The 25,829-nt window shown below is 45.1% G+C and carries 18 protein-coding genes, 1 pseudogene and 1 other annotated feature; of the genes and pseudogenes, 12 read left to right on the forward strand and 7 right to left on the reverse strand.

What is annotated here, in order from left to right; all coding sequences use genetic code 11:
• Positions 1–30: 30 nt before the first annotated feature.
• Positions 31–1,500 (reverse strand): glutamate synthase subunit beta, encoded by a 1,470-nt coding sequence (locus OQJ75_RS03990; protein ID WP_017630242.1) that lies wholly within the window; start codon positions 1,498–1,500, stop codon positions 31–33.
• Positions 1,500–6,047 carry a glutamate synthase large subunit gene (gene gltB, locus OQJ75_RS03995; RefSeq protein WP_265971104.1) on the reverse strand — a complete coding sequence of 1,516 codons (4,548 nt, stop codon included), beginning with the start codon at positions 6,045–6,047 and terminating at the stop codon, positions 1,500–1,502. The genes OQJ75_RS03990 and gltB overlap by 1 nt, the downstream gene beginning before the upstream one ends.
• Positions 6,048–6,578: 531 nt before the next feature.
• Between gltB and OQJ75_RS04000 the strand changes: the two genes are divergently transcribed.
• The 4 genes from OQJ75_RS04000 to OQJ75_RS04015 all read left to right on the forward strand — a co-directional run bounded on the left by OQJ75_RS04000 (position 6,579) and on the right by OQJ75_RS04015 (position 12,329).
• On the forward strand, positions 6,579–7,532 hold the full coding sequence (locus OQJ75_RS04000) for a TIGR01212 family radical SAM protein (RefSeq protein ID WP_265971105.1): 954 nt from the start codon (positions 6,579–6,581) through the stop codon (positions 7,530–7,532).
• Positions 7,533–7,623: 91 nt separating this feature from the next.
• Entirely contained in the window at positions 7,624–9,375 is a 1,752-nt protein-coding gene (locus OQJ75_RS04005; RefSeq protein ID WP_265971107.1) for a diguanylate cyclase domain-containing protein, read from the forward strand.
• Positions 9,376–9,526: 151 nt separating this feature from the next.
• On the forward strand, positions 9,527–11,878 hold the full coding sequence (gene arcB, locus OQJ75_RS04010; RefSeq protein ID WP_176682020.1) for an aerobic respiration two-component sensor histidine kinase ArcB: 2,352 nt from the start codon (positions 9,527–9,529) through the stop codon (positions 11,876–11,878).
• A gap of 7 nt (positions 11,879–11,885) precedes the next feature.
• Positions 11,886–12,329 (forward strand): hypothetical protein, encoded by a 444-nt coding sequence (locus OQJ75_RS04015; protein WP_017630237.1) that lies wholly within the window; start codon positions 11,886–11,888, stop codon positions 12,327–12,329.
• Between the two features lie 124 nt (positions 12,330–12,453).
• Here the strand turns inward: OQJ75_RS04015 and arcA are convergent, their stop codons facing one another.
• On the reverse strand, positions 12,454–13,170 hold the full coding sequence (gene arcA / locus OQJ75_RS04020) for a two-component system response regulator ArcA (RefSeq protein WP_004741534.1): 717 nt from the start codon (positions 13,168–13,170) through the stop codon (positions 12,454–12,456).
• 372 nt (positions 13,171–13,542) lie between these two features.
• Positions 13,543–13,701 (reverse strand): annotated as a pseudogene (locus tag OQJ75_RS04025) (ribonuclease activity regulator protein RraA).
• Between the two features lie 47 nt (positions 13,702–13,748).
• On the opposite strand from OQJ75_RS04025, the gene OQJ75_RS04030 reads away from it, so the two are divergent.
• Positions 13,749–14,234: a putative 4-hydroxy-4-methyl-2-oxoglutarate aldolase gene (locus OQJ75_RS04030; RefSeq protein WP_176682018.1), complete on the forward strand. Its 486-nt coding sequence runs from the start codon at positions 13,749–13,751 to the stop codon at positions 14,232–14,234.
• A 45-nt stretch (positions 14,235–14,279) separates the two neighbouring features.
• Here the strand turns inward: OQJ75_RS04030 and OQJ75_RS04035 are convergent, their stop codons facing one another.
• Positions 14,280–14,756: a hypothetical protein gene (locus OQJ75_RS04035; RefSeq protein ID WP_017630235.1), complete on the reverse strand. Its 477-nt coding sequence runs from the start codon at positions 14,754–14,756 to the stop codon at positions 14,280–14,282.
• A 317-nt stretch (positions 14,757–15,073) separates the two neighbouring features.
• Positions 15,074–15,192 (forward strand) — a sequence feature (Thr leader region).
• Between the two features lie 29 nt (positions 15,193–15,221).
• Between OQJ75_RS04035 and thrA the strand changes: the two genes are divergently transcribed.
• Genes thrA through thrC form a run of 3 tightly spaced genes read left to right on the forward strand, consistent with a single transcriptional unit; the run spans position 15,222 to position 19,935 of the window.
• Positions 15,222–17,681, forward strand: coding sequence for a bifunctional aspartate kinase/homoserine dehydrogenase I (gene thrA, locus OQJ75_RS04040; RefSeq protein WP_176682016.1), 2,460 nt, complete (start codon positions 15,222–15,224; stop codon positions 17,679–17,681).
• 17 nt (positions 17,682–17,698) lie between these two features.
• A complete protein-coding gene (gene thrB, locus OQJ75_RS04045; protein WP_048615050.1) occupies positions 17,699–18,655 on the forward strand; it encodes a homoserine kinase in 957 nt (318 codons plus the stop codon).
• Complete coding sequence (gene thrC, locus OQJ75_RS04050; RefSeq protein WP_265971119.1) at positions 18,652–19,935, forward strand: threonine synthase; 1,284 nt, start codon at positions 18,652–18,654, stop codon at positions 19,933–19,935. The genes thrB and thrC overlap by 4 nt, the downstream gene beginning before the upstream one ends.
• Positions 19,936–20,013: 78 nt before the next feature.
• Here the strand turns inward: thrC and grcA are convergent, their stop codons facing one another.
• Positions 20,014–20,391 (reverse strand): autonomous glycyl radical cofactor GrcA, encoded by a 378-nt coding sequence (gene grcA, locus OQJ75_RS04055; protein ID WP_265971121.1) that lies wholly within the window; start codon positions 20,389–20,391, stop codon positions 20,014–20,016.
• A 326-nt stretch (positions 20,392–20,717) separates the two neighbouring features.
• On the opposite strand from grcA, the gene nfo reads away from it, so the two are divergent.
• The 3 genes from nfo (at position 20,718) to OQJ75_RS04070 (ending at position 23,342) form a co-directional block, all read left to right on the forward strand.
• Positions 20,718–21,626 carry a deoxyribonuclease IV gene (nfo, locus tag OQJ75_RS04060; RefSeq protein ID WP_265971122.1) on the forward strand — a complete coding sequence of 303 codons (909 nt, stop codon included), beginning with the start codon at positions 20,718–20,720 and terminating at the stop codon, positions 21,624–21,626.
• 397 nt (positions 21,627–22,023) lie between these two features.
• A complete protein-coding gene (ung, locus tag OQJ75_RS04065) occupies positions 22,024–22,704 on the forward strand; it encodes a uracil-DNA glycosylase (RefSeq protein ID WP_265971123.1) in 681 nt (226 codons plus the stop codon).
• Between the two features lie 86 nt (positions 22,705–22,790).
• Entirely contained in the window at positions 22,791–23,342 is a 552-nt protein-coding gene (locus OQJ75_RS04070; RefSeq protein ID WP_026084176.1) for a hemerythrin domain-containing protein, read from the forward strand.
• A 153-nt stretch (positions 23,343–23,495) separates the two neighbouring features.
• Here OQJ75_RS04070 and OQJ75_RS04075 read toward each other — a convergent pair whose 3' ends face one another.
• Positions 23,496–23,684 (reverse strand): DUF3545 family protein, encoded by a 189-nt coding sequence (locus OQJ75_RS04075; RefSeq protein WP_017059319.1) that lies wholly within the window; start codon positions 23,682–23,684, stop codon positions 23,496–23,498.
• A 709-nt stretch (positions 23,685–24,393) separates the two neighbouring features.
• Here OQJ75_RS04075 and OQJ75_RS04080 point away from each other — a divergent pair.
• On the forward strand, positions 24,394–25,821 hold the full coding sequence (locus OQJ75_RS04080) for an alanine/glycine:cation symporter family protein (RefSeq protein WP_265971194.1): 1,428 nt from the start codon (positions 24,394–24,396) through the stop codon (positions 25,819–25,821).
• Positions 25,822–25,829: the final 8 nt, after the last annotated feature.

A 25,829-nucleotide genomic window follows, 5' to 3' on the forward strand; every position in this document is an offset into this window, starting at 1 on the left:
CTAACGTCATTGACGCTAGCCCGAGAAATATTATGCGGAAAGCATGAGTGAATCAGCTTTCGCTTCTAAGTTTGAGTTACCCATTAAGAAGTCATCAATAGCAATTGCACATTCACGACCTTCATTAATACAACGTACAACTAGAGATTGACCAGTACGCATATCACCAGCAGCGAAAACGCCTTTCTGGTTAGTTGCGTAACCTTCAGAAGCGACGTTACCGCGCTCGTCCAGTTTAATGTCTAGTTGAGCTAGCACACCTGTTGGTTCTGGGTGTAAGAAACCCATCGCTAGAAATGCCATATCACAAGGGATAACACGTTCTGTGTTCGCCACTTCATCAAAGCTTGGGCGCTCACCTGGTTTCGCATCTTGCCAAACGATGTCAGCAATACGTAGACCCGTTACTTGACCTTGCTCGTTACCGATGAACTCTTTAGTCAAGATGTTCCAGTGACGTTCACAACCTTCTTCGTGAGAAGTCGTTGTTTTCATGATCATTGGGTATTGAGGCCAAGGCATATTTGCAGGGCGCTTCTCTGGTGGGATCGGCATGATCTCTACCTGAGTAATGCTTGCTGCTTTATGACGGTTTGAGGTACCTACACAGTCAGAACCCGTATCACCACCACCGATAACCACAATGTGCTTATCTTGAGCGTGAATCTCTTCTGTTTTCAGGTCTAGGTCGTTGGCACGACGGTTGTTTTGGCCAAGGAATTCCATCGCAAAATGAACGCCTTTTAGCTCACGACCTGGAATTGGTAGGTCACGAGGAACCGTAGAACCACCCGTTAGCAGGACTACATCAAACTCTTGACGTAGTTGCTGAGCGTTAACATCAACACCGATGTGCTGGTTCACTTTAAATTCAACACCCGCTTCAGCCATTAGGTTGATCTTACGATCAATTACGTCCATACCTAGCTTGAAATCTGGGATACCGAAACGCAGTAGGCCGCCAACTTTCTCGTCGCGTTCAAATACAGTCACGGAGTGACCTGCACTGTTTAGTTGCTCAGCAGCGGCTAGGCCAGCAGGACCTGAACCGATAACAGCCACTGTTTTGCCTGTGCGAGAACGAGGTGTTTTAGGTTTTGCGTACCCTTCACGGTACGCAGTCTCTACAATTGTTTTCTCGATATTACAGATAGTGATTGGGTCTTGGTTGATACCTAGTACACAAGCACTCTCACAAGGAGAAGGGCACACACGACCTGTAAATTCAGGGAAGTTATTGGTCGAGCTTAGGATGTTCCAAGCCTCTTCCCAGCTGTCACGGTAAACCGCGTCATTGAATTCTGGGATGATGTTACCAATCGGACAACCGCTGTGACAGAAAGGTACGCCACAGTCCATACAACGAGATGCTTGAGTATTGATCTTGTCACCAAACTCTTCGTTAAGTACGAACTCTTTGTTGTCTTCAATTCGAACTGACGGGTCGAGCTTCTTTGGAAGCTCACGACCGTGTTCTAAAAATCCAGTAGGCTTACCCATTATACTGCCTCCACTTCTTCCGTTTGTGCCTGTTGTGCTTCAGCTTTACGCTTCTCAAGAACCGCTTTGTAGTCGCGTGGCATTACTTTAACTAACGATGCAACACTTGCTTCAAAGTTGTCTAGGAAAGACTGAGCAACTTCACTTCCTGTGAATTCAACATGCTTGGTTAGCATATCTAGTAGAAGATCTTTATCTTCTTGTTCAATTGGATCTAGGTCTACAAGTTCAGAGTTAAGCTTGGTTTCGAAGTCACCCGCTTTATCCCAAACATAAGCCACACCGCCACTCATGCCCGCAGCAAAGTTACGACCTGTTGAGCCAAGGATAATAGCAACACCGCCAGTCATGTATTCACAACCGTGGTCACCAACGCCCTCAACAACAACCTTCGCACCTGAGTTACGAACACAGAAACGTTCGCCAGCCATACCGCGAATGAAAGATTCGCCTGAGGTCGCACCGTAGAAACATACGTTACCAACCACGATGTTATCTTCAGCAACGATAGAAGACTTCGCATCTGGGTACAGTACCAAGGTACCGCCAGACAGACCTTTACCCCAGTAATCGTTCGCGTCGCCTTCTACTTCGAACTTAACGCCTTTCGCAAGGAACGCACCGAAAGATTGACCAGCACTACCGTGGAACTTAACGTTCATTGGTTGTGGTAAACCTTGGTCTTTGTAAACCTTCGAGATTTCGTTAGACAGCATCGTACCCGCAGAGCGGTCCGTGTTGATGATAGGGAAGGTCGCATTTACGGCTTCGCCTTTCTCAAGTGCAGGAATCGCAGCTTGAATCAACTTACGGTCTAGAACATCTTCTAGGTTGTGGTTTTGTTGTGTCTGGTTGTAGATACCATCTTCTTCACGCGCCTGCTCAATGTGCAGTACCGGCGTTAGATCTAGGTTCTTGTACTTCCAGTGACCGATGTCATCACGTACTTTCAGTTTGTGCGATTGACCGACCATCTCATCGATAGAGCGGAAGCCAAGTTCAGCCATTACTTCACGTAGACCTTCAGCCATGTATTGGAAGAAAGTGACTACGTCTTCTACGCGGCCGTCGAAACGCTCACGCAGAGTCTTGTTCTGTGTTGCGATACCAACAGGACATGTATTCTTGTGACACTTACGCATCATGATACAGCCTTCAACAACCAATGCTGCTGTTGCTACGCCCCATTCTTCAGCGCCAAGTAACGTTGCTACTGCAAGGTCACGTGGTGTTTTCATCTGACCATCAGACTGAACAACGATACGGTTACGTAGGCCGTTTTTCAGTAGTGTTTGGTGCGTTTCCGCTAGACCTAGTTCCCAAGGCAGACCAGTGTGACGGATAGAAGACATCGGTGATGCACCCGTACCACCATCAAAACCTGCGATAAGTACTACGTCAGCTTTCGCTTTTGCTACACCAGATGCAATCGTACCTACGCCCGCTTCCGATACTAGCTTCACGTTGACACGGCCGTTACGGTTCGCGTTTTTCAGATCGTAGATTAGCTGAGCCAAATCTTCGATTGAGTAGATATCGTGGTGTGGCGGTGGAGAGATAAGACCTACGCCCGGAGTCGAGTGACGCGTTGCGCCGATCCAGTCATCAACCTTATCACCAGGTAGTTGACCACCCTCACCAGGTTTCGCACCTTGAGCCATCTTGATTTGCAGCTCATCAGCGTTAGATAGGTAGTAAGACGTTACACCAAAGCGACCAGAAGCCACCTGTTTGATAGCTGAACGTTCCCAGTCACCGTTTTCTTTACGTTCGAAACGTGCTGGATCTTCACCACCTTCACCTGAGTTTGATTTCGCGCCAATGCGGTTCATCGCAACAGCCAGTGTTGAGTGAGCCTCATGCGAGATTGAACCAAAGCTCATTGCGCCAGTAGCGAAACGCTTAAGGATGTTCTCGATTGGTTCTACTTCTGCTAGAGGAATAGAGCCTGCAGGGTTCTTGATGAAATCAAGCTGGCTACGTAGCGTTGCTGCGTTGTCGCCTTGGTCATCGACTGCTTTTGCGTACTTCTTGAACTGAACGTAATCTTTGTTACGCGTCGACTCTTGAAGTAGAGAAATTGTTTCTGGGTTGAATAGGTGTTTCTCACCACGTTGTTTCCACTGGTAAACACCACCAACATCAAGGATTTGAGCTGGGATTTCACGTGCTGGGTAACCAACACGGTGACGAACCAGTACTTCTCGTGCGATATCGTCGATCGTTAGACCTTGGATACGAGAAACAGTACCAGTGAAGTATTTTTCAACCACTGATTTGCTAACACCAAGTGCTTCAAAGATTTGAGCGCCGTGGTAAGACTGCAGCGTAGAGATACCCATCTTAGAGAAGATCTTCAGTAGACCGCCGTTAACACCCTTACGGTAGTTATCGAATAACTCACGTGGATGAACGTTTGGATCTAGCTTCTTAGTACGTTGCAGTTCAACAATCGTTTCGATAACTAGGTATGGGTTAACTGCGTTTGCACCGTAACCAATTAAGGTTGCGAAGTGGTGTGTCTCACGAGCGTCGCCCGTTTCAACCACGATGTCACACTTAGCACGTAGCCCTTTACGGATTAGGTGGTGGTGAACCGCGCCAACCGCCAGCATTGCTGGGATAGCGGCATGGTTTGAGTTAACCGCACGGTCAGTCAGTAGAATGATAGAGTAACCATCAATAACCGCATCTTCCGCATATTGGCAGATACGCTTAAGTGCGCGCTCTAACTTACCTTGGTCTCCGTTCGCTTGGAATACGATATCCAGCGTCTTCGATTGAAGGTGCTCATTATCGATTGCACGCAGTTTCTCTAACTCTGAGTTAGAAAGAACTGGAGACTCAAGTTCCACTTTTTGACAGTGTTCAGGTGTTTCAGCAAGTAGGTTCTGATCTTTACCTAGGTAAGTGTTCAGAGACATAACCATACGCTCACGAATCGGGTCGATTGGCGGGTTAGTTACTTGTGCAAACAACTGCTTAAAGTAGTTTGAAAGGTGCTGAGATTGATGAGAAAGAATCGCTAGCGGCCAGTCAGCACCCATTGCAGAAAGTGGCTCGTAGCCTGTTTTTGCAAGAGGGAGAATGATTTCGTTTACTTCTTCAGAGCTCACACCAAACGATTGTTGTTTGTGTAGCAGTTTCTCTGGAGAAGGTTGGTTAAACTCGTTGCTCGCATCGGGTAGCTTTTTCAAGCTCAGAAGGTTCTCTTCAACCCATTTTTCGTAGGGTTGGGATTTAGCGATACCGTCTTTCACTTCTTCATCAGAAATGATGCGACCTTGCTCAAGGTCAGCAACGAAGATACGGCCAGGTTGCAAACGACCACGATATTCAACGTTTTCAGGTGCGATCTCAACAACACCAGACTCAGACGCCATCACTAGGAAGTCGTCTTTAGTTACTGTGTAGCGAGAAGGACGCAGACCGTTACGGTCAAGAGTTGCACCAACTTGAACACCATCGGTGAAACATACTGACGCTGGGCCATCCCATGGTTCCATTACGTTCGCGTGGTACTGGTAGAACGCACGACGAGTTGGATCCATGTTTTTGTTTTCTTGCCATGCTTCCGGGATCATCATCATCAACGCATGTGGCAGAGTACGACCTGAAAGAACAAGTAGCTCAAGCGCCATATCGAAGTTTGATGAGTCTGAGCTACCTTCTTGACAGATAGGAAGCAGCATGTCGATTTCAGCTTGTGTAAACAGATCCGATTCTAGGATTGCTTCACGTGCTTTCATCCAGTTCAGGTTGCCGCGAACCGTATTGATCTCGCCATTGTGCGCGATGTAACGGAAAGGCTGAGCTAGACGCCAACGTGGGAATGTATTGGTAGAGAAGCGAGAGTGTACCAGTGCTAGAGCTGTCACCATAGTTGGGTTTTGCAGGTCTAGGAAGTACTGAGGAACTTGTTCAGTTGTTAGCTGACCTTTGTACACCAATGTCTTGTAAGACATAGAGTTGATGTAGAAGTCATCACCGATATTTGAAACGCTTTCTAGGCATACACGAACCGTGTAGTTACGTAGAACATACAGTTTACGCTCAAGCTCTTCTGGTGTGATACCAGGGCCGCCAGAAATAAATACGTGTTCAAATTGAGGTTCAGTGCTTAATGGGTCAGCACCAATCATTGAATTGTCAGTTGGAAGTTCACGGTAGCCGATAACTTCTAACTCAAGGCGTTGTGCATTGCGTTCTAGAATGTCACGACACTGTGCACGTTTGTATTCATCTTTAGGGAAAAGTACAACACCAACACCATATTTTTCAAAAGATGGCAGTTTAATTCCAAGCTTTACGGCTTCTTCTAGTAAGAATTCGTGCGGCTTCTGTAGCAGGATACCTGCACCATCACCAGAACACGGATCGCAGCCTTGGCCGCCACGGTGTTCCATACGTGCAAGCATATCGAGTGCTTGAGTTACTACATCATGAGATTTGCGATTCTTTAGATGCGCAACAAAACCGATACCACAAGCGTCATGCTCCAATTCAGGAGTATACAGACCCTGTGAGTTCTGCTCTTGATCTACCATAGATACATCCTTCCAGTTAAATCTAGGCGCAACTTATTTGTATTAAGTTAGCCTTGTCCTTTTATATTTATGGGTCTAAACCTGCCTATGCTGGCGGTTTGAATCCTTTCCGTATCTCGCAGGAAAAGTATTGCGAGAAAAACAATCCTTAGTGATATCCGTTTATTTTTAGCCACAAACTAGTGGTTTATATAGGTGGGATATGGGTATCACCGACTTATTAGCAAGTTTTCGTTGTAAGTAAATACTCAAAAATAGCCAATATGTGTAAGTATCCTACAATTTTGTCTAGGCGAATTGCAATGAAAGTTGACCCATGTAGACCATTTTTTTCGTTTTATTTTGAATTTTTTGTCTAACAAATGTGCAACATTAGGCAAATAGAGCCGATTTTTTGCATGTTTATTGATATTTGATAGGTTGCTCGCAAAAAGCCTTGAGTAAACTAATTGGTCGAATTTTGCAGGGATGTAATTTTTTTTCAAAAAAAAGACTGATATTCATTCTTATTTACTTGAGCGCTTTGAAAATATGCAATTACATGAGTTGGTCAATACTATCGGCCAAGATCTTCAACGTCGTTATGGCGAAAAGGTTCACAAGCTAACACTGCACGGCGGTTTTAGTTGTCCAAACCGAGATGGAACTATTGGCCGCGGAGGCTGCACTTTTTGCAATGTGGCTTCTTTTGCTGATGAACAAACTCAGGTCCAAAGTATTGCAGACCAGCTAAAAGATCGTGCGGGTGAAATTGCTCGCGCTAAGAAGTACCTGGCTTATTTTCAGGCGTACACCAGCACTTATGCTGAGGTACAAGTGCTCAAGAATATGTATGAAGAGGCACTAAAAGCACCGGGCGCCGACATCGTTGGGCTGTGTGTTGGTACAAGACCAGACTGCGTACCTGATGCAGTGTTGGATCTGCTCGCGGGTTACGTAAAGCAAGGCTATGAAATCTGGCTGGAACTTGGCTTGCAAACGGCCAATGATAAGACCCTAAAACGAATTAACCGCGGACACGATTTTGCGGTGTATGAAACGATCACCAACCGCGCACGTGCGTTAGGTATCAAGGTGTGTACTCATCTTATTGTTGGCCTGCCAAAAGAGACCAAAGCGGACAATCTTGAAACTTTAGACAAGGTATTAGCGGTAGGAACCGATGGCATCAAACTTCACGGCCTTCATATAGTAGAGGGCAGTACCATGGCTAAGGCGTGGAAAGCAGGAAAGCTAGAGGCACCAAGCCTTGAAGAGTACATAGATGTTGCTACGGATATCATTCAACGTACGCCTGCGAACGTGGTTTACCATCGCGTTTCATCAGCCGCGAGGCGTCCAACGTTGCTCTCGCCTTTATGGTGTGAAAACCGCTGGTTAGCGATGACTGAGATTGGTCGTTCACTCGATAAAACCGGCGCGCAAGGCATCAAAACAGGTTCAGCATTTGAATACACGCTACCTGTTTTAAACGCGGCCAATTGATAGAAATCGGTGAGAGTAGGTAACAGCAGATAAAACCAACAAATAGTGGTAACATTTCCCTCACAGAATTTATGGTATAGATTGAGAGTAAATGGAACTGGTAATGACTTGGTTGTGGGACAGGGCGTATGGTTACGGTATTTATATCGTTCTCATGTTGCTGATTGCTCTCATCTGCTGGCATCTTTATTCACGTTATCAGTCGCATATTGAACAGCTTCTTCTTTCTACTCCGTCGCCACTCTATTTCGTCGATGTGCGAAGGGGCGAGATCCTCTATGCCAATCGCCAAGCGATGCAATTGCTTGGCATCCGCCAAATCGGTGTTAATTTTCGCTTTCCTACCGTGGAGAGTGAGAACAGCTTTCGCCACTATTTAACCAATCACATCAATTCCCGAGCATTTGAGCAGATCTCGTTTTGGGCTCTTTCTGAATTTGAATCTGTTAAGATCAATTTAGTGGCTCGTAAGATCCGCTTTAGAAGCAAGAAAGCGTGGATGATTCACGCCTCTCCCTACAAGAATACCAATGAAGAGCAGTCTCAAGAGGTTCGAGAACTGAATGTCGCGCGTACGGCTTTGGATTCTCTGTCTGAGTTGATCTACGTAAAAGATCAGAAGGGGGAGTTGGTCGCGAGTAATCGCTCGTTTAAAAAGTTTTGGCATGGTCGCCCTGAAGAGGGCACCTTGAGTGTATCTGGCGGTGCATTAAAAGGTCGTGTCAGTGAGCGATCGTGGACAACCGACCAAGACGGTAAAGGGTGCCTGCTCGAAACCTATCAAAGTGTGTTGCTTTCCCAAGACGGAGAAACCATAGGTACGCTCTCTATTAGCCATGATGTGACCGATTGGCATGACATGCAGCAGAAACTGCGTGGCGAGATGGAAAAACGTAAAGATACCGAAGTCGCTCTTGCCCAGCGTGACACCATCTTACAAAACATCTTAGAAGCCAGCCCTGACTCGATTGGTATCTTCAACGAGAACATGGTTTATCAAGCGTGTAATAAGCCATTCGTCGCGGCGCTTGGTATTTCTGAAGTGAGTGATTTAGTCGGTAAGCGTCTGCAAGACGTGGTGCCAAATAGCATGTACATGCGCATCTCAGACACCGATCATCAAGTGCTTCATCACGGTAAATCACTGCGCTACATCGATAAGGTGGTGTCTAGTGATGGCGAATACACTTGGTACGATGTGGTTAAATCTCCGTTCAGAGATCCAGCCTCAAGCACCAATGGTGTGCTGATCATGGCGCGTGATATCACTGAGCGCTACCTTGCTGAGCAAAAACTTGAAGAAGCCAACCTTGAGCTTGAGCGCCTCAGCTTTATGGACAGCCTGACTCAGGTTTCTAACCGACGCCGTTTTGATGAACAGCTGTCGACACTGTGGCATTACCATGTGCGTGAGAAGTTGCCACTGACGATTATGCTGTGTGATATCGACTTCTTTAAAGGCTATAACGACTATTACGGACACCAGCAAGGTGATGATGCGCTGATTCAAGTCTCTCAGGCGTTTAAAAAGGTACTCAATCGCTCGTCAGATTGTGTGGCTCGTTATGGCGGTGAAGAGTTCGGTTTTATTCTACCAAATACGACGGCTGATGGTGCGCAGCTGGTGGCAGAGCGTATTCATAGTGAAGTCGTTAAACTGGGGCTAATACACGAGAAGTCGGCAGTCTCCGAATTCATCACGGTGAGCATCGGTATCATCTCTTACATTCCGACACCTGATGATGAAATGGAATCTGCGGTTGCCTTGGCTGATAGCGCGTTGTACCAAGCGAAATCCGATGGCCGAAACCGTTCAATCGTGCATCCATCGTCGATTCGCTAAACAAACCTATCACTGACTTAACCAGTATTTACTCGGGTTATCTGTTTTAAACAATATAACCCGAGCTCTCTTGCTGCATGTGATGTAGCTAGCTTACCTCCTATCTTCAAACAGGGTAGAATGTTGCTAGTCTTATCGCATGGAGCGCTAAATGAAACCCATGAAAAATCTCGCCCAGTATTACGTGGATCTACTCGTAAAGCTGGGGATTGTCCGCTTTTCTATCTTACTCGCCCTAGCGCTTGTTGCCCTCGCTGTTGTTGTGCAAGTCGGCATAACCCTCGCACTCAAAGGTAATGTTGATGATATCGACATTGTCCGTTCAGTTTTCTTCGGTTTAGTGATCACGCCTTGGGCGGTTTACTTCCTGTCTGTAGTTGTTGATCAGCTGGAAGAGTCTCGTCAAAGATTGGCGAAGTTGGTCTCTAAGCTTGGTGACATGCGTGAGCGAGACCAAGAGCTCAACAATAAACTGCAACTCAATATCGAGAAGCTCAATCAAGAAATCGAAGAGCGTGAAAAAGCCGAAGAAGCACGTGCCGAAGCGATGCACGATCTCGAGAATGAAGTCTTTCAACGTGAACGTACTCAACTTGAATTAGCTGAACGTACAGCGCTATTGCGTTCGTTTATCGATGCCTCGCCTGACCTTATTTACTATCGCAATGAAGAGGGTGTTTTCTCTGGTTGTAACCGTGCGGTTGAAGAGCTCACCGGCAAGACAGAAAAAGAGCTAGTCGGTTTGACGCCTTGGGATGTCTACAGCAAAGAGGTCGCTCAACAAGTGGTGGAAACCGATAAGAAGGTGTTTGCCGATAACCAAGCGCTCACTTATGACCAATGGCTTGAATACCCAGATGGCCGTAAGAGCTACTTCGAACTGCGTAAAGTGCCTTTCTACAGCAAAGATGGCCGCCACTTAGGCTTAGTGGGTTTTGGTCGTGATATTACCGAGCGTAAAGAGCATCAAGAGTCGTTAGAGAAAGCCAGTCGCGATAAGACCACCTTTATCTCAACCATTAGCCATGAGCTAAGAACACCGCTTAACGGCATCATTGGTTTGAGCCGTATGTTGCTCGATAGTCAATTGACCACTGAGCAGCGTAAACAGATGCAAACCATCAAGGTGAGCGCGGTAACTCTGGGTAATATCTTTAACGATATTATCGATATGGATAAGTTCGACCGTCGTAAGCTTGAGCTATTCCCAACTCCAATCAACTTTGAAGATTTCGTTGTTGAGATCGAAAGTATCTCTGCACTGATGGCTGAACAAAAAGGGTTAAGGTTCGATCTAGAACGATTGTCTGATCTCCCTGCGGCCGTTGAAGTGGATGGCACTCGCCTAAGACAGGTGTTATGGAATCTTGTAAGTAACGCGATGAAGTTCACTAAAGATGGTGGTGTGGTGATGACAGTCAGCGCCGACATTGATGGCGACTTTGCCAACATCACTATGGAAGTCGAAGACACCGGCATTGGTATCCCTGAAAGTGAAATCGAGAAGATCTTCGCGATGTATTATCAGGTGAAATCCGGAACGGATAATCTGCATGCGGTGGGTACAGGCATTGGCCTTGCTGTCTCACAGCAGCTGATCAATATGATGGACGGCCACATCGAAGTGACCAGTGAAGAGGGCTTTGGTAGTACCTTTACGGTATCAATTCGCGTTCCTGTTAATCACGATACTCAAGCACTAATTAAAACGCCAAGAAAGCAGTCGAACCTTAAGATCTTCATGGTTGAAGATATTGAATTGAACATCACGGTGGCTCGCTCTCTACTTGAAAGCTTAGGTCACGAAGTGACAGTGGTTATGACGGGTAAAGAGGCGCAAATTGCGTTCAATCCGGAAGACTATGACCTGGTACTGTTGGACATCCAACTGCCAGACATGACTGGCTTTGACATTGCTCAGTACTACCGTGAGAAGTACAGCCAGTTACCGCCTTTGGTGGCGTTAACTGCTAACGTGTTAAATAACAAGCAAGAGTATTTCCAGAAAGGCATGGACGAAGCGATCAGTAAGCCATTGTCGGTTCGAGCTATCCAAGATGTGATCAGCGAGCTTATCGAGGATGCACCTGAGGTGGTCGAAAAAGTCGGAAATATTGAAAAGATAGAAGAGAGTAAGCCAGTTCTTTCATCGATTGACACCACTTTGCTTGATATTGATATGCTAGAGTCTTATGTTGACATTGTTGGGCCGAAACCGGTTTTGGATAGCATCGCGATGTTTGAAGATATGATGCCGGAGTATATGGAAATATTGAACTCCAACATGGTCGCGAAAGACCAAGCCAGTATCGTTTCTGAGGCGCACAAGATCAAAGGCGCGGCAGGTTCGATTGGTTTGAAACGCATACAGCAAGTTGCTCAGAAAGCTCAGTCTCCAGATATGCCTGCTTGGTGGGAGAATATTTCAGATTGGGTCGATGAAATTAATAACGAATACCAGAATGACATTGAAGTCCTAAAAAGTTGGTTAAACCAAAGGTAGAAGAATAATGAAAAAATTAGCATTCGCCGCATGCGTAGTGGCATTAGCAGGTTGTTCTGCACCGCAAGTAGAATGGCAGCAAGGTAACCAAGTTGAAGTATCTGCAACGACAGTAACAATGAAAAGCAATCTTTGGCACAACAAGATGCCAACGATTGGAGAGACTCAAGATAAGACACTGCATGGTGCTATCTACCTAGAATCAGATTCAGAGCTGCCAGCAACGCTAGCGGTTGAAAGCGTTACGGTAAAACAAGGTGCAGATACCTTGTTAGTGACGGCTGACGATCTTGATTTAAGAACGCACAGTGAAACTCAATGGGAAGTCGCTTTTGTATGGCAACTAGAGATCGACAGTGACAAGCCTGTAGATGTTGCGGTTGAACTGAAAGATGGCGAAACCGTGAAGTGGCTGGTGGAGAAAGACGTTAAGGTTGATACGGTTTACTAAACCTTAGCGAACAATGAACAACAAAAAAGGGAGAATGCGTTGGCATTCTCCCTTTTTAATAACTATTGATTGCGCCTCTACTGTTAAAACACTAAGTGCTAAACGACTAGAAACGCGAATCGAATTAGTCTTCTAGGTCACCACAAAAGCGGTAGCCTTCACCGTGAATCGTTGCAATGATTTCTGGCGTACCAGAAACAGATTCAAAGTGCTTACGAATACGACGGATTGTTACGTCTACAGTACGGTCGTGTGGCTTAAGCTCACGGCCAGTCATCTTCTTAAGAAGGTCAGCACGTGTTTGGATCTTACCTGGGTTCTCACAGAAGTGAAGTAGAGCACGGAACTCTGAACGAGGTAGCTTGTAGCCTTCGCCATCTGGGCTAACCAGAGAGCGGCTGTTGATATCTAGTACCCAACCGTTGAACTCGTACTTCTCAACGCTACGCTTTTCTTCTTGAACAGAGCTTGTGCTCATTGAACGGTTAAGAAGGTTGCGTGCACGGATAGTCAGTTCACGAGGGTTGAAAGGCTTAGTGATGTAGTCATCAGCGCCGATCTCTAGGCCAAGGATCTTATCAACTTCATTATCACGACCAGTTAAGAACATAAGCGCTACATTTGCTTGCTCACGTAGTTCACGCGCAAGTAGTAGGCCATTCTTACCTGGCAGGTTGATGTCCATAATTACAAGGTTAACTTGGTTGTCAGATAGCACTTGGTGCATCTCTTCACCGTCGCTAGCCTCAAAAACAGCATATCCCTCTGCTTCAAAAATACTCTTTAGAGTGTTACGAGTTACTTGCTCATCTTCAACGATAAGAATCTGCGGGGTTTGCATTTGGCGGTACCTAAATTTGTGACGAAACTGTGCTAATAGAATAAATTCTAGGCAAAAACATAACATACAGGTAATGTATTTTTGATGATAACTTAAAGTTTTCAAAAAAACACTTACTTCCAGCTATCTGCCTTCCTTGAAGTATTGCCCAATAACGTAGATCCAGTACGCCTTTCAATCATTCTTTTAGTGATTGCAACGGATTCTATAATGTTAACAGCATGCTAACAACGCGAGAATGTTAATTCCATTCACTTTGTTGATTTACATCAATTGCCGTATCGCAACAAACTTTAATAGTATGGCTACAACTTAACCAGTGTTATGGTGATTATTTAGCATCAAAACCAGAATGGTTATTCGAGATAGTTCTCACATCTCGCATGCTAAAGACCTGATTATGAACCAAGGAAGCGGAAAGCTGTCCTTAGAGTCTAGTAGATAAATATGCTCAATCAACTTTAATTAATGATTAAATTGAGCATAGAACAATGAAAACAAAGGATTAATTTTAATAACATATAAAAGCATAGAGGTAAGCCTGACTTAACAGGTAGCGCCTTACTCACGGAGGATATATGCACGATATAACACCCGACTTGTGTGATGAGTTTGAAAGCAAAGTCACCCTACTTAACCTTCCATTACAGAACTTCGGTCAACGTGGTGCGTTCTGGGGAAAAATTGTAACAGTTCGTTGTTATCACGATAATTCCAAGGTTCGCGAGGTTTTAGCGACCGACGGCAGCGGTAAAGTGCTGGTTGTTGACGGAAATGGCTCGTGCCAGAAAGCACTGCTTGGTGACCAACTTGCTATTCTTGCAATAGAAAATGGCTGGGAGGGCGTGATTGTTAATGGTGCTGTGCGGGATGTTGGCATGATGTCGCAAATGGACTTGGGTGTTCAGGCACTAGGTGCATCACCATTCAAAACCGAGAAGCGTGGCGTAGGCCAAGTGAATGTGACACTGACAATGCATAACCAACTGATTCAGCCTGGTGATTACATTTATGCCGATTGGAATGGCGTGTTAATTTCGTCGGAGCTGCTGCTCGAATCATAACGACGATTTGATTCGCAGTTGTTAATGGGTAACAAGCTTATTGGATTAGAAGCGAAACCCTAATCCCACTTCAACACCTTGCTGCCACTCTTCATAATCAAGGGTGGCATGCAGATCCAAGTTGTCCGTCAGTTGAACTCGGCTTGAAACTTCCGCAGCCACAGACTTTTCATTCTCTTCAGTTTCATCTTTATAGGTATGAAGAGAACTGTTGAAAGAGATTCTTTCAGAGAACTGATAACTGACACCGCTCAAGAATCCACTTTCACTTTTCAAAGACGCACTGTTTATACGTGTACCGACATAAAGATCAACATCATCAAACAAGCTATAGGCGTAGCCACTATCGACTTTCCAAGTATCGAAACTTTCGCTCGATGCATTTTGAGTTGAGATAAAAAACTTATGAGAAGAGCGATCGATTTGTCCGGGTAATAGGGGCAGGTTGCTTAACAGGGGTAAGCTGTTCGCTGAACATACAACAGGCATAGCAAAGGCTAAAAGAATAAGTAATCTCTTCACTTCCCACTCCTGATGTCATTATTATTGTTCTTTGAACGTTATCGTTCAATTAAAGCACAGTTCTTGTATGCTTGCTGAACAATCGATATAGCATTTTGTTATGACTATATATGCAATTAATCACTCTTGAGTGTTTATAGGATAAATCCACGATCTGAATTACAGGTGCATACAGGGTGATTTATCCCTTAAATGACGGTTTGCTCTGAAAAACGGTGTGAATGTAAAAAAAACGCAACTTTTCATTGACGTCTAGTGGTAAAAATTGATACACGTAGAGTAAAGCACAAGCAGAGAATTTGATATGCAGCACGTAAGCCACCTAGTAATGACCACAACCATTATTATTACCGACATTAACATTGTTGGGGCAGGCTGCTAAGTAACGGATTTTAAAAAAAAGGCCTGTATCCAACAAGATACAGGCCTTTTTTTGTACCATTTTTATGACTTATGGAGAAAGGGATGCGCGTTTTAAAGTTTGGAGGTTCATCATTAGCTGATGCAGATCGTTTTTTACGAGCGGCTGATATCATCGCTAATAATGCCCAGCAAGAAGAGCTAGCCGTTGTACTATCGGCTCCAGGAAAAACAACCAATAAGTTGGTCGCTGTTATTGAAGCTGCACTGAAAAATGGTGAAGCTGACGCACAAATTACAGAGATCGAATCTTCATTTACTGCGCTGTTTGCAGAGATTAAAGCGGTTGTACCTTCGATTGATGGTACTGCGTTCCAAGAGCAGGTTGATACTTCTCTTGCTCAGCTAAAGCAGTTCGTGAACGGCATCAACCTACTTGGTATGTGCCCGAACCACGTCAATGCTCGCATCATCAGTAAAGGTGAGCGAATCTCTATCCAGTTAATGAAAGCGGTACTTGAAGCAAAAGGCCAACCAGCAAGCCTGATTGACCCAGTTCAATACCTATACGCTAAAGGTGATCACCTTGAAGCTATGGTTGATGTGGATGTGTCTACTCAGAACTTCCGTCAGTCTCCACTTCCACAAGGTCACGTTAACATCATGCCGGGCTTCACTGCAGGTAATGATAAAGGCGAATTGGTCACTCTTGGCCGTAATGGCTCTGACTACTCAGCAGCAGTGCTAGCAGCATGTCTACGTGCTGATTGCTGTGAAATCTGGACAGATGTAGATGGCGTTTACAACTGTGACCCACGCTTAGTCGATGATGCTCGTCTGCTTAAGTCACTGAGCTACCAAGAAGCAATGGAGCTTTCTTACTTTGGTGCTTCAGTTCTACACCCGAAAACCATTGCTCCTATCGCACAATTCCACATTCCTTGTCTGATCAAAAACAGCTTTAACCCACAAGGTGCAGGTACTTTGATCGGTCAAGACACTGGCGAAGATAACCTAGCAATCAAAGGCATCACTACGCTAAGTGACCTAACGATGGTTAACGTATCAGGCCCAGGTATGAAGGGTATGGTTGGCATGGCGAGCCGTGTATTCGGCGCGATGTCTTCAGCTGGCGTTTCTATTGTCCTTATTACTCAATCTTCTTCTGAGTACAGCATCAGCTTCTGTATTGAATCGGCTGACAAAGTAAAAGCGAAGCAAGTACTGTCTGACGCATTTGAACTTGAACTTAAAGATGGCCTGTTAGAGCCCGTTGAGTTCATGGACGACGTAGCGATTGTAACGCTGGTGGGTGACGGTATGCGTACTTCACGCGGTGTTGCTTCTCAGTTCTTCTCTTCTTTAGCTGAAGTGAACGTGAACATCGTTGCGATTGCTCAAGGCTCATCAGAGCGTGCTATCTCTGCGGTTATCCCTGAAGATAAAATTTCAGAAGCAATCAAAGCGTGTCACGAAAACCTATTTAACTCTAAGCACTTCCTAGACGTATTCGTTGTGGGTGTTGGCGGTGTTGGTGGTGAGCTTGTTGACCAGATCCAACGTCAGCAAGGCAAACTGGCTGAAAAAGGCATCGTGATTCGTGTATGTGGTTTAGCAAACAGCAAAGGCTTATTGCTAGACAGTGAAGGCTTACCACTAGAGCAATGGCGTGATCGCATGTCGAGCGCGACAGAAGAGTTCAGCCTAGCGCGCTTAGCGGCTCTGGTTCAACGTAACCACATCATCAACCCGGTATTGGTTGACTGTACGTCTAGTGAAGGTATTGCTGCTCAATATGCAGACTTCCTAGCGGCAGGTTTCCACGTGGTAACACCAAACAAGAAAGCGAATACAGCTAGCATGGCTTACTATCATCAGCTTCGTGAAGTTGCACGTAACTCACGTCGTAAGCTGATGTACGAAACAACGGTAGGTGCAGGCCTGCCAGTAATCGAAAACCTACAGAACCTAATCTCTGCAGGTGATGAACTTGAGAAGTTCAACGGTATCCTTTCTGGTTCACTGTCTTACATCTTCGGTAAGCTTGATGAAGGTATGACGTTAAGCCAAGCGACCAACATTGCTAAAGACAACGGCTTTACTGAACCGGATCCTCGTGACGATCTATCAGGTATGGATGTGGCGCGTAAGCTGCTTATTCTTGCTCGTGAAGCTGGTATGGCACTCGAACTTGAAGACGTTGAAGTAGACCAAGCACTTCCACCGGGTTTTGATGATTCAGGTACGGTTGAAGAGTTCATGGCTCGCTTGCCAGAAGCAGATGCTTACTTCCAAGAGCAGTCAGCTATCGCAGCAGAAGAAGGCAAAGTACTTCGTTATGTTGGTGAGATCGCCGATGGTAAATGTAAGGTTCGTATCGCTGCTGTTGATGGCGACGACCCAATGTTCAAGATTAAAGATGGTGAGAACGCGCTTGCATTCTACAGCCGTTACTACCAACCAATCCCGTTAGTACTTCGTGGCTACGGCGCTGGTACTGAAGTAACAGCAGCAGGCGTATTCTCTGACGTGATGCGTACTCTTGGTTGGAAATTAGGAGTTTAGGAATGAGTTCAAGTGATATGGATGTTGTCGTTTATGCTCCTGCATCAATCGGTAATGTCAGTGTAGGGTTTGATGTGCTGGGGGCCGCGGTGTCTCCAGTGGATGGCACACTGCTGGGTGACCGAGTTATGGTTAAAGCAGGTGATGAACCATTCTCACTTAAAACAGCAGGCAGCTTTGTTTCTAAGCTGCCGACTGAAGCCAAAGAAAACATCGTCTACGACTGCTGGGTGGTGTTCTCTAGAGAGCTTGATAAAAAAGGCGTTGCGCTAAAGCCTTTAGAAATGACACTCGAAAAGAACATGCCTATCGGTTCTGGTTTAGGTTCAAGTGCATGTTCAATCGTAGCGGCGCTTGATGCGCTAAACCGTTTTCACGGTCAACCACTGAATGAAACTGAACTGCTTGCTCTGATGGGCGAAATGGAGGGTAAGATTTCAGGCGGTATTCACTACGATAACGTTGCGCCATGTTACCTTGGTGGCGTGCAGCTTATGCTTGAAGAGCTAGGCATCATTAGCCAAGAAGTCCCATGTTTTGATGACTGGTACTGGGTGATGGCTTATCCGGGCATTAAAGTATCTACGGCGGAAGCGAGAGAGATCCTACCATCTCAGTATCGTCGTCAGGATATCATTGCTCATGGTCGCCACTTAGCGGGCTTTATCCACGCATGTCACTCAGGTCAACCTGAACTGGCGGCGAAGATGATCAAAGACGTGATCGCTGAACCATATCGTGAGAAACTGCTTCCAGGGTTTGCTGACGCTCGTAAATACGCGCTGTCGGCAGGTGCATTGGCTACTGGGATTTCTGGTAGTGGCCCAACTCTATTTAGCATTTGCAAAGAACAAGATGTCGCCGAGCGTGTTGCACGCTGGTTAGAACAAAATTACGTACAAAATGAAGAAGGATTCGTTCACGTTTGTCGCCTAGATAAGCAAGGTTCGATCGTTACAGGAAGTGAGTTATGAAACTGTACAACATCAAAGAAAATGATGAACAAGTCTCTTTTGGCCAAGCCGTTCGTCAAGGCTTAGGCCGTAATCAAGGTCTATTTTTCCCATCAGAGCTGCCAAAGTTTGATGGTATCGATGCGTTGCTAGCAGAGGACTTTGTCCCTCGTAGCTCAAAGATTTTGTCGGCGCTTATCGGTGATGAACTGTCGAAAGAGCAAATTGACCAGATGGTGGACGCAGCGTTCCAATTCCCTGCGCCAATCAACCAAGTAAAAGACGGTGTTTACGCACTTGAGCTTTTCCACGGTCCAACACTGGCATTTAAAGATTTCGGTGGCCGCTTTATGGCTCAATCTTTAGCAGCAGTTTCAGATGGTGGTCAAATCACTATCTTAACGGCAACATCAGGAGATACTGGTGCGGCGGTTGCGCATGCTTTCTACGGCATGGAAGACATCAACGTTGTGATCCTTTACCCGAAAGGCAAGATCAGCCCGCTGCAAGAGAAGCTGTTCTGTACGCTGGGTAAGAACATTCACACTGTTGCAATTGATGGCGACTTTGATGCGTGTCAGGCACTGGTTAAAGACTCATTTGATGACGCTGAACTGCGTAAAGAGATTGGCCTTAACTCGGCAAACTCTATCAACATCAGTCGTCTAATGGCTCAGATCTGTTACTACTTTGAAGCGGCTTCTCAGCTGACTAAAGAGCAACGTGAAAACCTCGTTATCTCGGTACCAAGCGGTAACTTTGGTAACCTAACGGCTGGTCTATTAGCGAAAGCGCTTGGCCTACCAGTGAAGCGTTTCATTGCTGCAACCAACGAGAATGACACGGTTCCTCGTTACCTAGAAACAGGTCAGTGGGATCCAAAACCGACCGTTGCGACAACATCGAACGCAATGGACGTAAGTCAACCGAACAACTGGCCTCGTATCGAAGAGCTTTGCCAACTGAAAGGTTGGGGCTTAGATACACTAGGCAAAGGTAAAGTATCTGACGAGCAGAGCGCTGAATCAGTACGCGACCTAAAAGCACAAGGTTACCTATGTGAACCACATGGTGCGATTGCTTACCGTCTATTGGAAGAGCAACTGCAAGAGAACGAAACTGGCTTGTTCCTATGCACAGCGCACCCAGCGAAGTTCAAAGAAGTGGTTGATGACATCCTAGGTTCTGACATTGAACTGCCTGGCCCGTTAGCAAAACACGCGGCGATGGAGTTGTTGTCTGAAGATCTAGATAACGATTTTGAAGCACTAAAAGCGGTACTTCGTCGAGTTCAACCGTAACGTACATTTGTTTTTTGAACAAATAAAAACGGCGCTCAATGAGCGCCGTTTTTGTATTCTAATTCAAGCTCTAAAAAATTATAGAGACTCAGTGAACGTACGTGCGATAACGTCACGTTGTTGTTCAGTCGTTAGAGAGTTGAAGCGTACAGCGTAACCCGATACACGGATAGTTAGCTGTGGGTAGTTCTCTGGGTGAGCAACTGCGTCTTCTAGCGTTTCACGCTTAAGAACGTTAACGTTTAGGTGTTGGCCACCTTCGATGCGAGGTGCTGCTTCGATTGCAACTTCACGGCTTTCGTACTCGCCTAGGTCTGCAGCTGAGATAACTTGGTCAGCTTCGAAACCTGCAGTAGCAACAACACAACGAGCTTCATTCTTCTCGCTATCTAGTAGCCAGATTGAGTTTAGTAGGCCATCGTTTGCTGCTTTAGTAATTTGAATACCTTGGATCATAACTATCTCCTAGTCCACTGAATGTGGTTTGATTATGGTGTTAACTTTCGATTTTTATTGAGCTGGGTAATATATACCTAATATCAGTAAGGTTAACATTGATTTAAGTCAAAAAACAACCAAAAACCATAATTTTACAAAGGTGATTATATTGAGGTAAATCAATAAAACCTTTGAAAACAAAGTAATTACAAAATATTTTAAAGTATAAAAAATATTTAACAGTCTAATTTGTTGTAAGTTTACTACATTTGTTGTGTTTTTATTGAACTACAACCGATACGACCCTTTATTTATTAAGCATTCTGAAAGTGTAAAGTGATTTAATGACAAACAATAATTCATCCTCAAAACCGGAAACAAATATTAAGTTTATTGGCGCTCATGTGTCGGCTGCTGGTGGTGTTGATCAGGCACCTATGCGTGCACGTGAAATAGGTGCTAATGCGTTTGCGCTGTTTACCAAGAACCAGAGACAGTGGGCGGCAAAACCGCTAGAAGCGAAAACCATTAGTGCCTTTAAAGCCAATTGCAAAATGTTGGGCTTCGGTGCTGAACACATTCTTCCTCATGACTCCTACCTGATTAACCTAGGAGCACCAGAAGAAGAGAAGCTAGAGAAATCACGCGCGGCTTTTATTGATGAAATGGAGCGTTGTAATCAACTTGGATTAACGCTTTTGAATTTTCATCCTGGGAGTCATTTAAAGAAAATCTCAGAAAGCGAATGTTTGGCGAAGATCGCTGAATCGATCAACCTAGCTCATCAAGCGGCACCTGACGTAATCGCAGTGATCGAGAATACGTCTGGGCAGGGCACTAATCTGGGTTGGAAGTTTGAACATCTAGCAAAGATTATTGAACAGGTAGAAGATAAGTCACGTGTTGGTGTGTGCTTAGACACCTGCCATACGTTTACTGCTGGCTATGACTTACGTACAAAAGAGGCGTGTGAGCATACTTTTGCTGAGTTCGACCGCATCGTGGGTATGCACTATCTAAGAGCAATGCACATCAATGATTCAAAAGCTGAGTTCGCGAGCCGAGTCGATCGACACCATTCTTTAGGAAAAGGCGAAATTGGCTGGGATTGTTTTGAGTATATTGCCTCTGATTCTCGCTTTAATGGTATCCCTCTTATCTTGGAAACCATTGATTCGACCATCTGGAAAGAGGAAATTCAACAACTTAGAATGTTTCATCGCTCAGCAACGCTAGCGAGCGAAGAAGCGTAATAATAGAGGGGAAAATTTATTTCCGTCTATTTCTAATAATTGGCACCTTTCTTTCATAGTATTAAAGTGAATATGTAGTTCACGATGTCTTAGAGGAGGTGCCTTTATGTATTCAATCACCCAAACTTCAACTATTGCTGTCGCACGCCGTTTACCAACACCAAACCGTCACGTTCATAACCACGGCCACCATCGTACACAGCAGAAAAGTGGTTAATCGAGATAAACACAACTTGAACTGATTATTATGATTCATCAACAAGTGAACCCTACACATCATGTTTATTGATAGCTGTATGAGGTATAACTAGAGCCTTATTTAGGACAGTTAGCCGATACAGCTATTTTTTTGTCTGGCGAAAGCCGCTAGAAACCTTGATGATTGGGAAGTAAAACGATGAGCGCACCAAAGACTTGGGAATCCATTATTAATGATGAACGTGACAAAGAGTACTTTCAGAGTGTCCTCGCGTTTGTTGAACAGCAACGTAATAGTGGCAAAACCGTCTACCCGCCACAAGATCAGATGTTCAGTGCCTTTGATATGACGCCTTTTGGGTCTGTACGTGTGGTTATCCTTGGGCAAGATCCTTATCACGGCGCTAACCAAGCTCATGGCTTAGCATTTTCTGTGCTACCTGGCGTTAAAATCCCACCGTCTCTGCGTAATATGTACAAAGAACTCGCACAAGATATAGAAGGCTTTGAGATCCCTAGTCATGGCTACCTCGATTCTTGGGCACGGCAGGGGGTGTTGATGTTGAACACAGTCCTTACCGTAGAAGAGGCAAAAGCACACTCACATGCTAAGTGTGGTTGGGAAACTTTTACCGATGCCATTATTGCTGAGCTTAATCAGCGTTCTGAACCGATCATCTTTTTGTTGTGGGGCGCACACGCCCAGAAGAAAGGCCAAGCGATTGATGACGACAAGCATCATGTGTTGGTTGCACCTCACCCATCGCCATTATCGGCACGCCGTGGCTTCTTCGGTTGTCAGCACTTCTCTACAACCAACAAGCTGCTTTCTTCTATGGATCAACAACCTATTGACTGGAGTTTACCAACAGAAGAGTAGGTTGGTGGTTTTCTGAGCAGGGTCAAATCATAAATCAGCACATTCGTATACACTTATAAATAGTAGGTGTAATGGAGTGCAATACTATGATGATTGAAAGGATAAGACGAGAGCATGGCTATATGGCTCGTTTACTCGCGATACTCAACAATAAGTTAGAGTTCCTCAAGCAGGAGCGAGAAATTAACTATAGCCTGATCGCCGAGGTGGTTCATTACTTGATGAACCACTCAGACAAAGTACATCACCCTAAAGAAGACGTCATTTATCGCTACTACCTTAAGCAATATGGTAGTGACCAAGCGATTGAGGACTTGGAGCTCGAGCATCAGTTACTATCTGAGAAAACAGCCGACTTCTTAGGCGTGGTTGATATGATTCTCCAAGATGCTGTGGTGCCGCAACAGGTGTTCATTGACCAACTTGAGAGCTTTGTGAAAGCTCAGCGTAAGCACATGGAATATGAAGAGAAGCATGTGTTGCCAATGATTGTTGATGCATTCACGGTGAAAGATTGGCAAGAGGTCGAGTCACAGTGGCTTCAACCAGAAGACGACCCTGTTTTTGGGGACACGATTGCTGACCAATATCGCCAGCTCGCAGCTCGCGTTCGACAAAATGAACAAGAGTGCGTTTAGCCTGTTTTAATGTTGAAACGCACCTATTTTTAGGTGTCCTCTATATTTAGAGGGTTGGTTTCCAAATGTCGCTTTGAGCGGATTAACTACCTCAAAAAATAAAAAAGGCACCTATATAGGTGCCTTTTGCTATCTGATTTCTTATCGTGCTGATTAAAGCTTTATATCGTCAAGGCTAAAATCAAGACCTAGGTTCATCTCTCTCAGCTCTTTCTCAAGCTGCCTACGATCGTTGATGGCTTCGATTTCACGCCACTTACGCTTGAGTGGTTTCGAGCGTGATTTTTGAGTTACACGAGGCATTTCTAGTTCTGATACTTCATCGAATTGAAAGCTATCCATAAGCCATATCTCCTTCCGTGGGACTAGTTCTTACGAACCAATAAATATCATATTTAGGTTCACAATAACTTTGATTTGTTTCTCATTTGTTTCAAATCTATGAAGCTTTTGTTCTATTTTCTTATGCATGCTCACACATTGTGAGAATTATTATGTATAAAAAATAAGCAAACAAACCTAAGTAAACGATTAAATTGGGGGTTATTGAATGTTAATTCATTGTGCGAATGGAATAGCGTTTTGACTACAATGCATTTAAGTGCACATGGTGCCGTGCGGTATAGGGATATCATTGGCCTAGAAAAAAACGAAGATCTTCACTATACCTTGTAAAACCTAGGCTGACGTCATTTTTATAGGATGATGTTCTTGTTGGGGCGGTGCTGTGGCTGTTGTTGATATTATGTCCCGATGATGTGACTTTTATTGGACTGTATTGTTGAAAGTTGTGTTAACAAAAGGTGTGTTATTAGTGAAATGTCATTTTAATATAAGTGTATTTGCATATTGATTTTTAGGCCGTCTCGCTGCATTATCCGCCCGTCAAAAAATACACTGATACGTAAAATGGATGCATGAAGCGACATTTACAGTCTCAATCGCTGCAAGAATATAACAAGAGTGCCGACACAACATTGACAGAGGCATAGGCGATTAAGAGGAAGGCTAGGAAGCATGATCGGTGCTTAAACTCAATTACGAGGTTCACGTGACAGACTTAATCAATTTGATGAACGATCTCCTTTGGGGATCTATCTTAGTTTACTTACTGGTTGGTGTGGGTATCTACTTCACTGTACGACTAGGCTTCATTCAATTCCGCCATTTCGGCCACATGTTCTCTGTTCTTAGAAACAGCCGTAAAGCAGACAGTGCTGGTATCTCTTCTTTCCAAGCTCTTTGTACTAGTCTCGCTGCTCGTGTCGGTACGGGTAACATGGCAGGTGTTGCTGTAGCTCTAACCGCTGGTGGCCCTGGCGCTATCTTCTGGATGTGGCTAATCGCAATGCTAGGTATGGCAACATCGTTTGCAGAAAGCACACTGGCACAGCTATACAAAACGCGTGACAACGAAGGTAACTACCGCGGCGGCCCTGCATACTACATGGAGAAAGGCCTAGGCATGCGTTGGATGGGGGTTCTATTCTCTATCTTCCTAATCATTGCATTTGGTCTTGTATTCAACGCGGTTCAAGCAAACGCGATTGCAAGCGCAATGAACACAGCATTTGACCTTGAGCGTAGCTACGTTGGTGTTGGTATCGTAATTATCTCTGCATTCGTTATCTTCGGTGGTATCCGTAAGATTGCACGTACAGCAGAAATTATCGTTCCAATCATGGCATTGGCTTACCTAGCGATCGCTATGTACGTGATGTTCACAAACATTGAGAAAGTGCCTGAAGTACTGGCTCTTATCTTCAAGAGTGCATTCGGTCTGCAAGAAGCAGCGGCGGGTGGCTTAGGTTACGCAATCGCACAAGCGATGATTAACGGCATCAAACGTGGTTTGTTCTCGAACGAAGCGGGTATGGGTTCTGCGCCAAACGCAGCAGCTTCTGCTACGCCTTACCCACCGCATCCAGCATCACAAGGTTACGTGCAAATGCTAGGCGTGTTCATGGATACCATTGTTATCTGTTCAGCAACAGTAGCAATCATCCTGATGTCTGGTGAGTATGTACCACACGGTGAAGTAACAGGTATCGAACTAACGCAACGTGCATTAACAGCACAAGTTGGCGAATGGGGCGGCATCTTTGTAGCGGTAGCGATTTTCTTCTTCGCTTTCACTTCAATCATTGCAAACTACTCGTACGCTGAAACGAACCTTATCTTCCTTGAGCACAACAACAAGAAAGGCCTAGTGCTGTTCCGTATTGTTGTTCTGGGTATGGTTATGTTCGGCTCTCTAGCGACACTACCAACGGTATGGGCTCTGGCTGACGTATCGATGGGTTTAATGGCGATTGTTAACTTGGTGGCGATTATCCTGCTATCGGGCATCGTGATTAAGCTAGCGAAAGACTACAACCGCCAACTAGACGCGGGTAAAGTACCAACATTCGATTCGAATGACTTCCCAGAGCTTAAGTCTCAACTGGAAGACGGTATTTGGGACAACAACAAGAAGTAGTCTTGTTG

The sequence above is a fragment of the Vibrio sp. 14G-20 genome, assembly GCF_026241515.1.
In the GTDB taxonomy this organism is placed as follows: Bacteria; Pseudomonadota; Gammaproteobacteria; order Enterobacterales; family Vibrionaceae; genus Vibrio.

What these genes read in the sequence shown, in the direction of transcription:
- OQJ75_RS03990 (WP_017630242.1), bottom strand. Translation starts at nt 1,500, where the DNA reads ATGGGTAAGCCTACTGGATTTTTAGAACACGGTCGTGAGCTTCCAAAG.
- gltB (WP_265971104.1), bottom strand. Translation starts at nt 6,047, where the DNA reads ATGGTAGATCAAGAGCAGAACTCACAGGGTCTGTATACTCCTGAATTG.
- OQJ75_RS04000 (WP_265971105.1), top strand. Translation starts at nt 6,579, where the DNA reads ATGCAATTACATGAGTTGGTCAATACTATCGGCCAAGATCTTCAACGT.
- OQJ75_RS04005 (WP_265971107.1), top strand. Translation starts at nt 7,624, where the DNA reads ATGGAACTGGTAATGACTTGGTTGTGGGACAGGGCGTATGGTTACGGT.
- arcB (WP_176682020.1), top strand. Translation starts at nt 9,527, where the DNA reads ATGAAACCCATGAAAAATCTCGCCCAGTATTACGTGGATCTACTCGTA.
- OQJ75_RS04015 (WP_017630237.1), top strand. Translation starts at nt 11,886, where the DNA reads ATGAAAAAATTAGCATTCGCCGCATGCGTAGTGGCATTAGCAGGTTGT.
- arcA (WP_004741534.1), bottom strand. Translation starts at nt 13,170, where the DNA reads ATGCAAACCCCGCAGATTCTTATCGTTGAAGATGAGCAAGTAACTCGT.
- OQJ75_RS04030 (WP_176682018.1), top strand. Translation starts at nt 13,749, where the DNA reads ATGCACGATATAACACCCGACTTGTGTGATGAGTTTGAAAGCAAAGTC.
- thrA (WP_176682016.1), top strand. Translation starts at nt 15,222, where the DNA reads ATGCGCGTTTTAAAGTTTGGAGGTTCATCATTAGCTGATGCAGATCGT.
- thrB (WP_048615050.1), top strand. Translation starts at nt 17,699, where the DNA reads ATGGATGTTGTCGTTTATGCTCCTGCATCAATCGGTAATGTCAGTGTA.
- thrC (WP_265971119.1), top strand. Translation starts at nt 18,652, where the DNA reads ATGAAACTGTACAACATCAAAGAAAATGATGAACAAGTCTCTTTTGGC.
- grcA (WP_265971121.1), bottom strand. Translation starts at nt 20,391, where the DNA reads ATGATCCAAGGTATTCAAATTACTAAAGCAGCAAACGATGGCCTACTA.
- nfo (WP_265971122.1), top strand. Translation starts at nt 20,718, where the DNA reads ATGACAAACAATAATTCATCCTCAAAACCGGAAACAAATATTAAGTTT.
- ung (WP_265971123.1), top strand. Translation starts at nt 22,024, where the DNA reads ATGAGCGCACCAAAGACTTGGGAATCCATTATTAATGATGAACGTGAC.
- OQJ75_RS04070 (WP_026084176.1), top strand. Translation starts at nt 22,791, where the DNA reads ATGATGATTGAAAGGATAAGACGAGAGCATGGCTATATGGCTCGTTTA.
- OQJ75_RS04075 (WP_017059319.1), bottom strand. Translation starts at nt 23,684, where the DNA reads ATGGATAGCTTTCAATTCGATGAAGTATCAGAACTAGAAATGCCTCGT.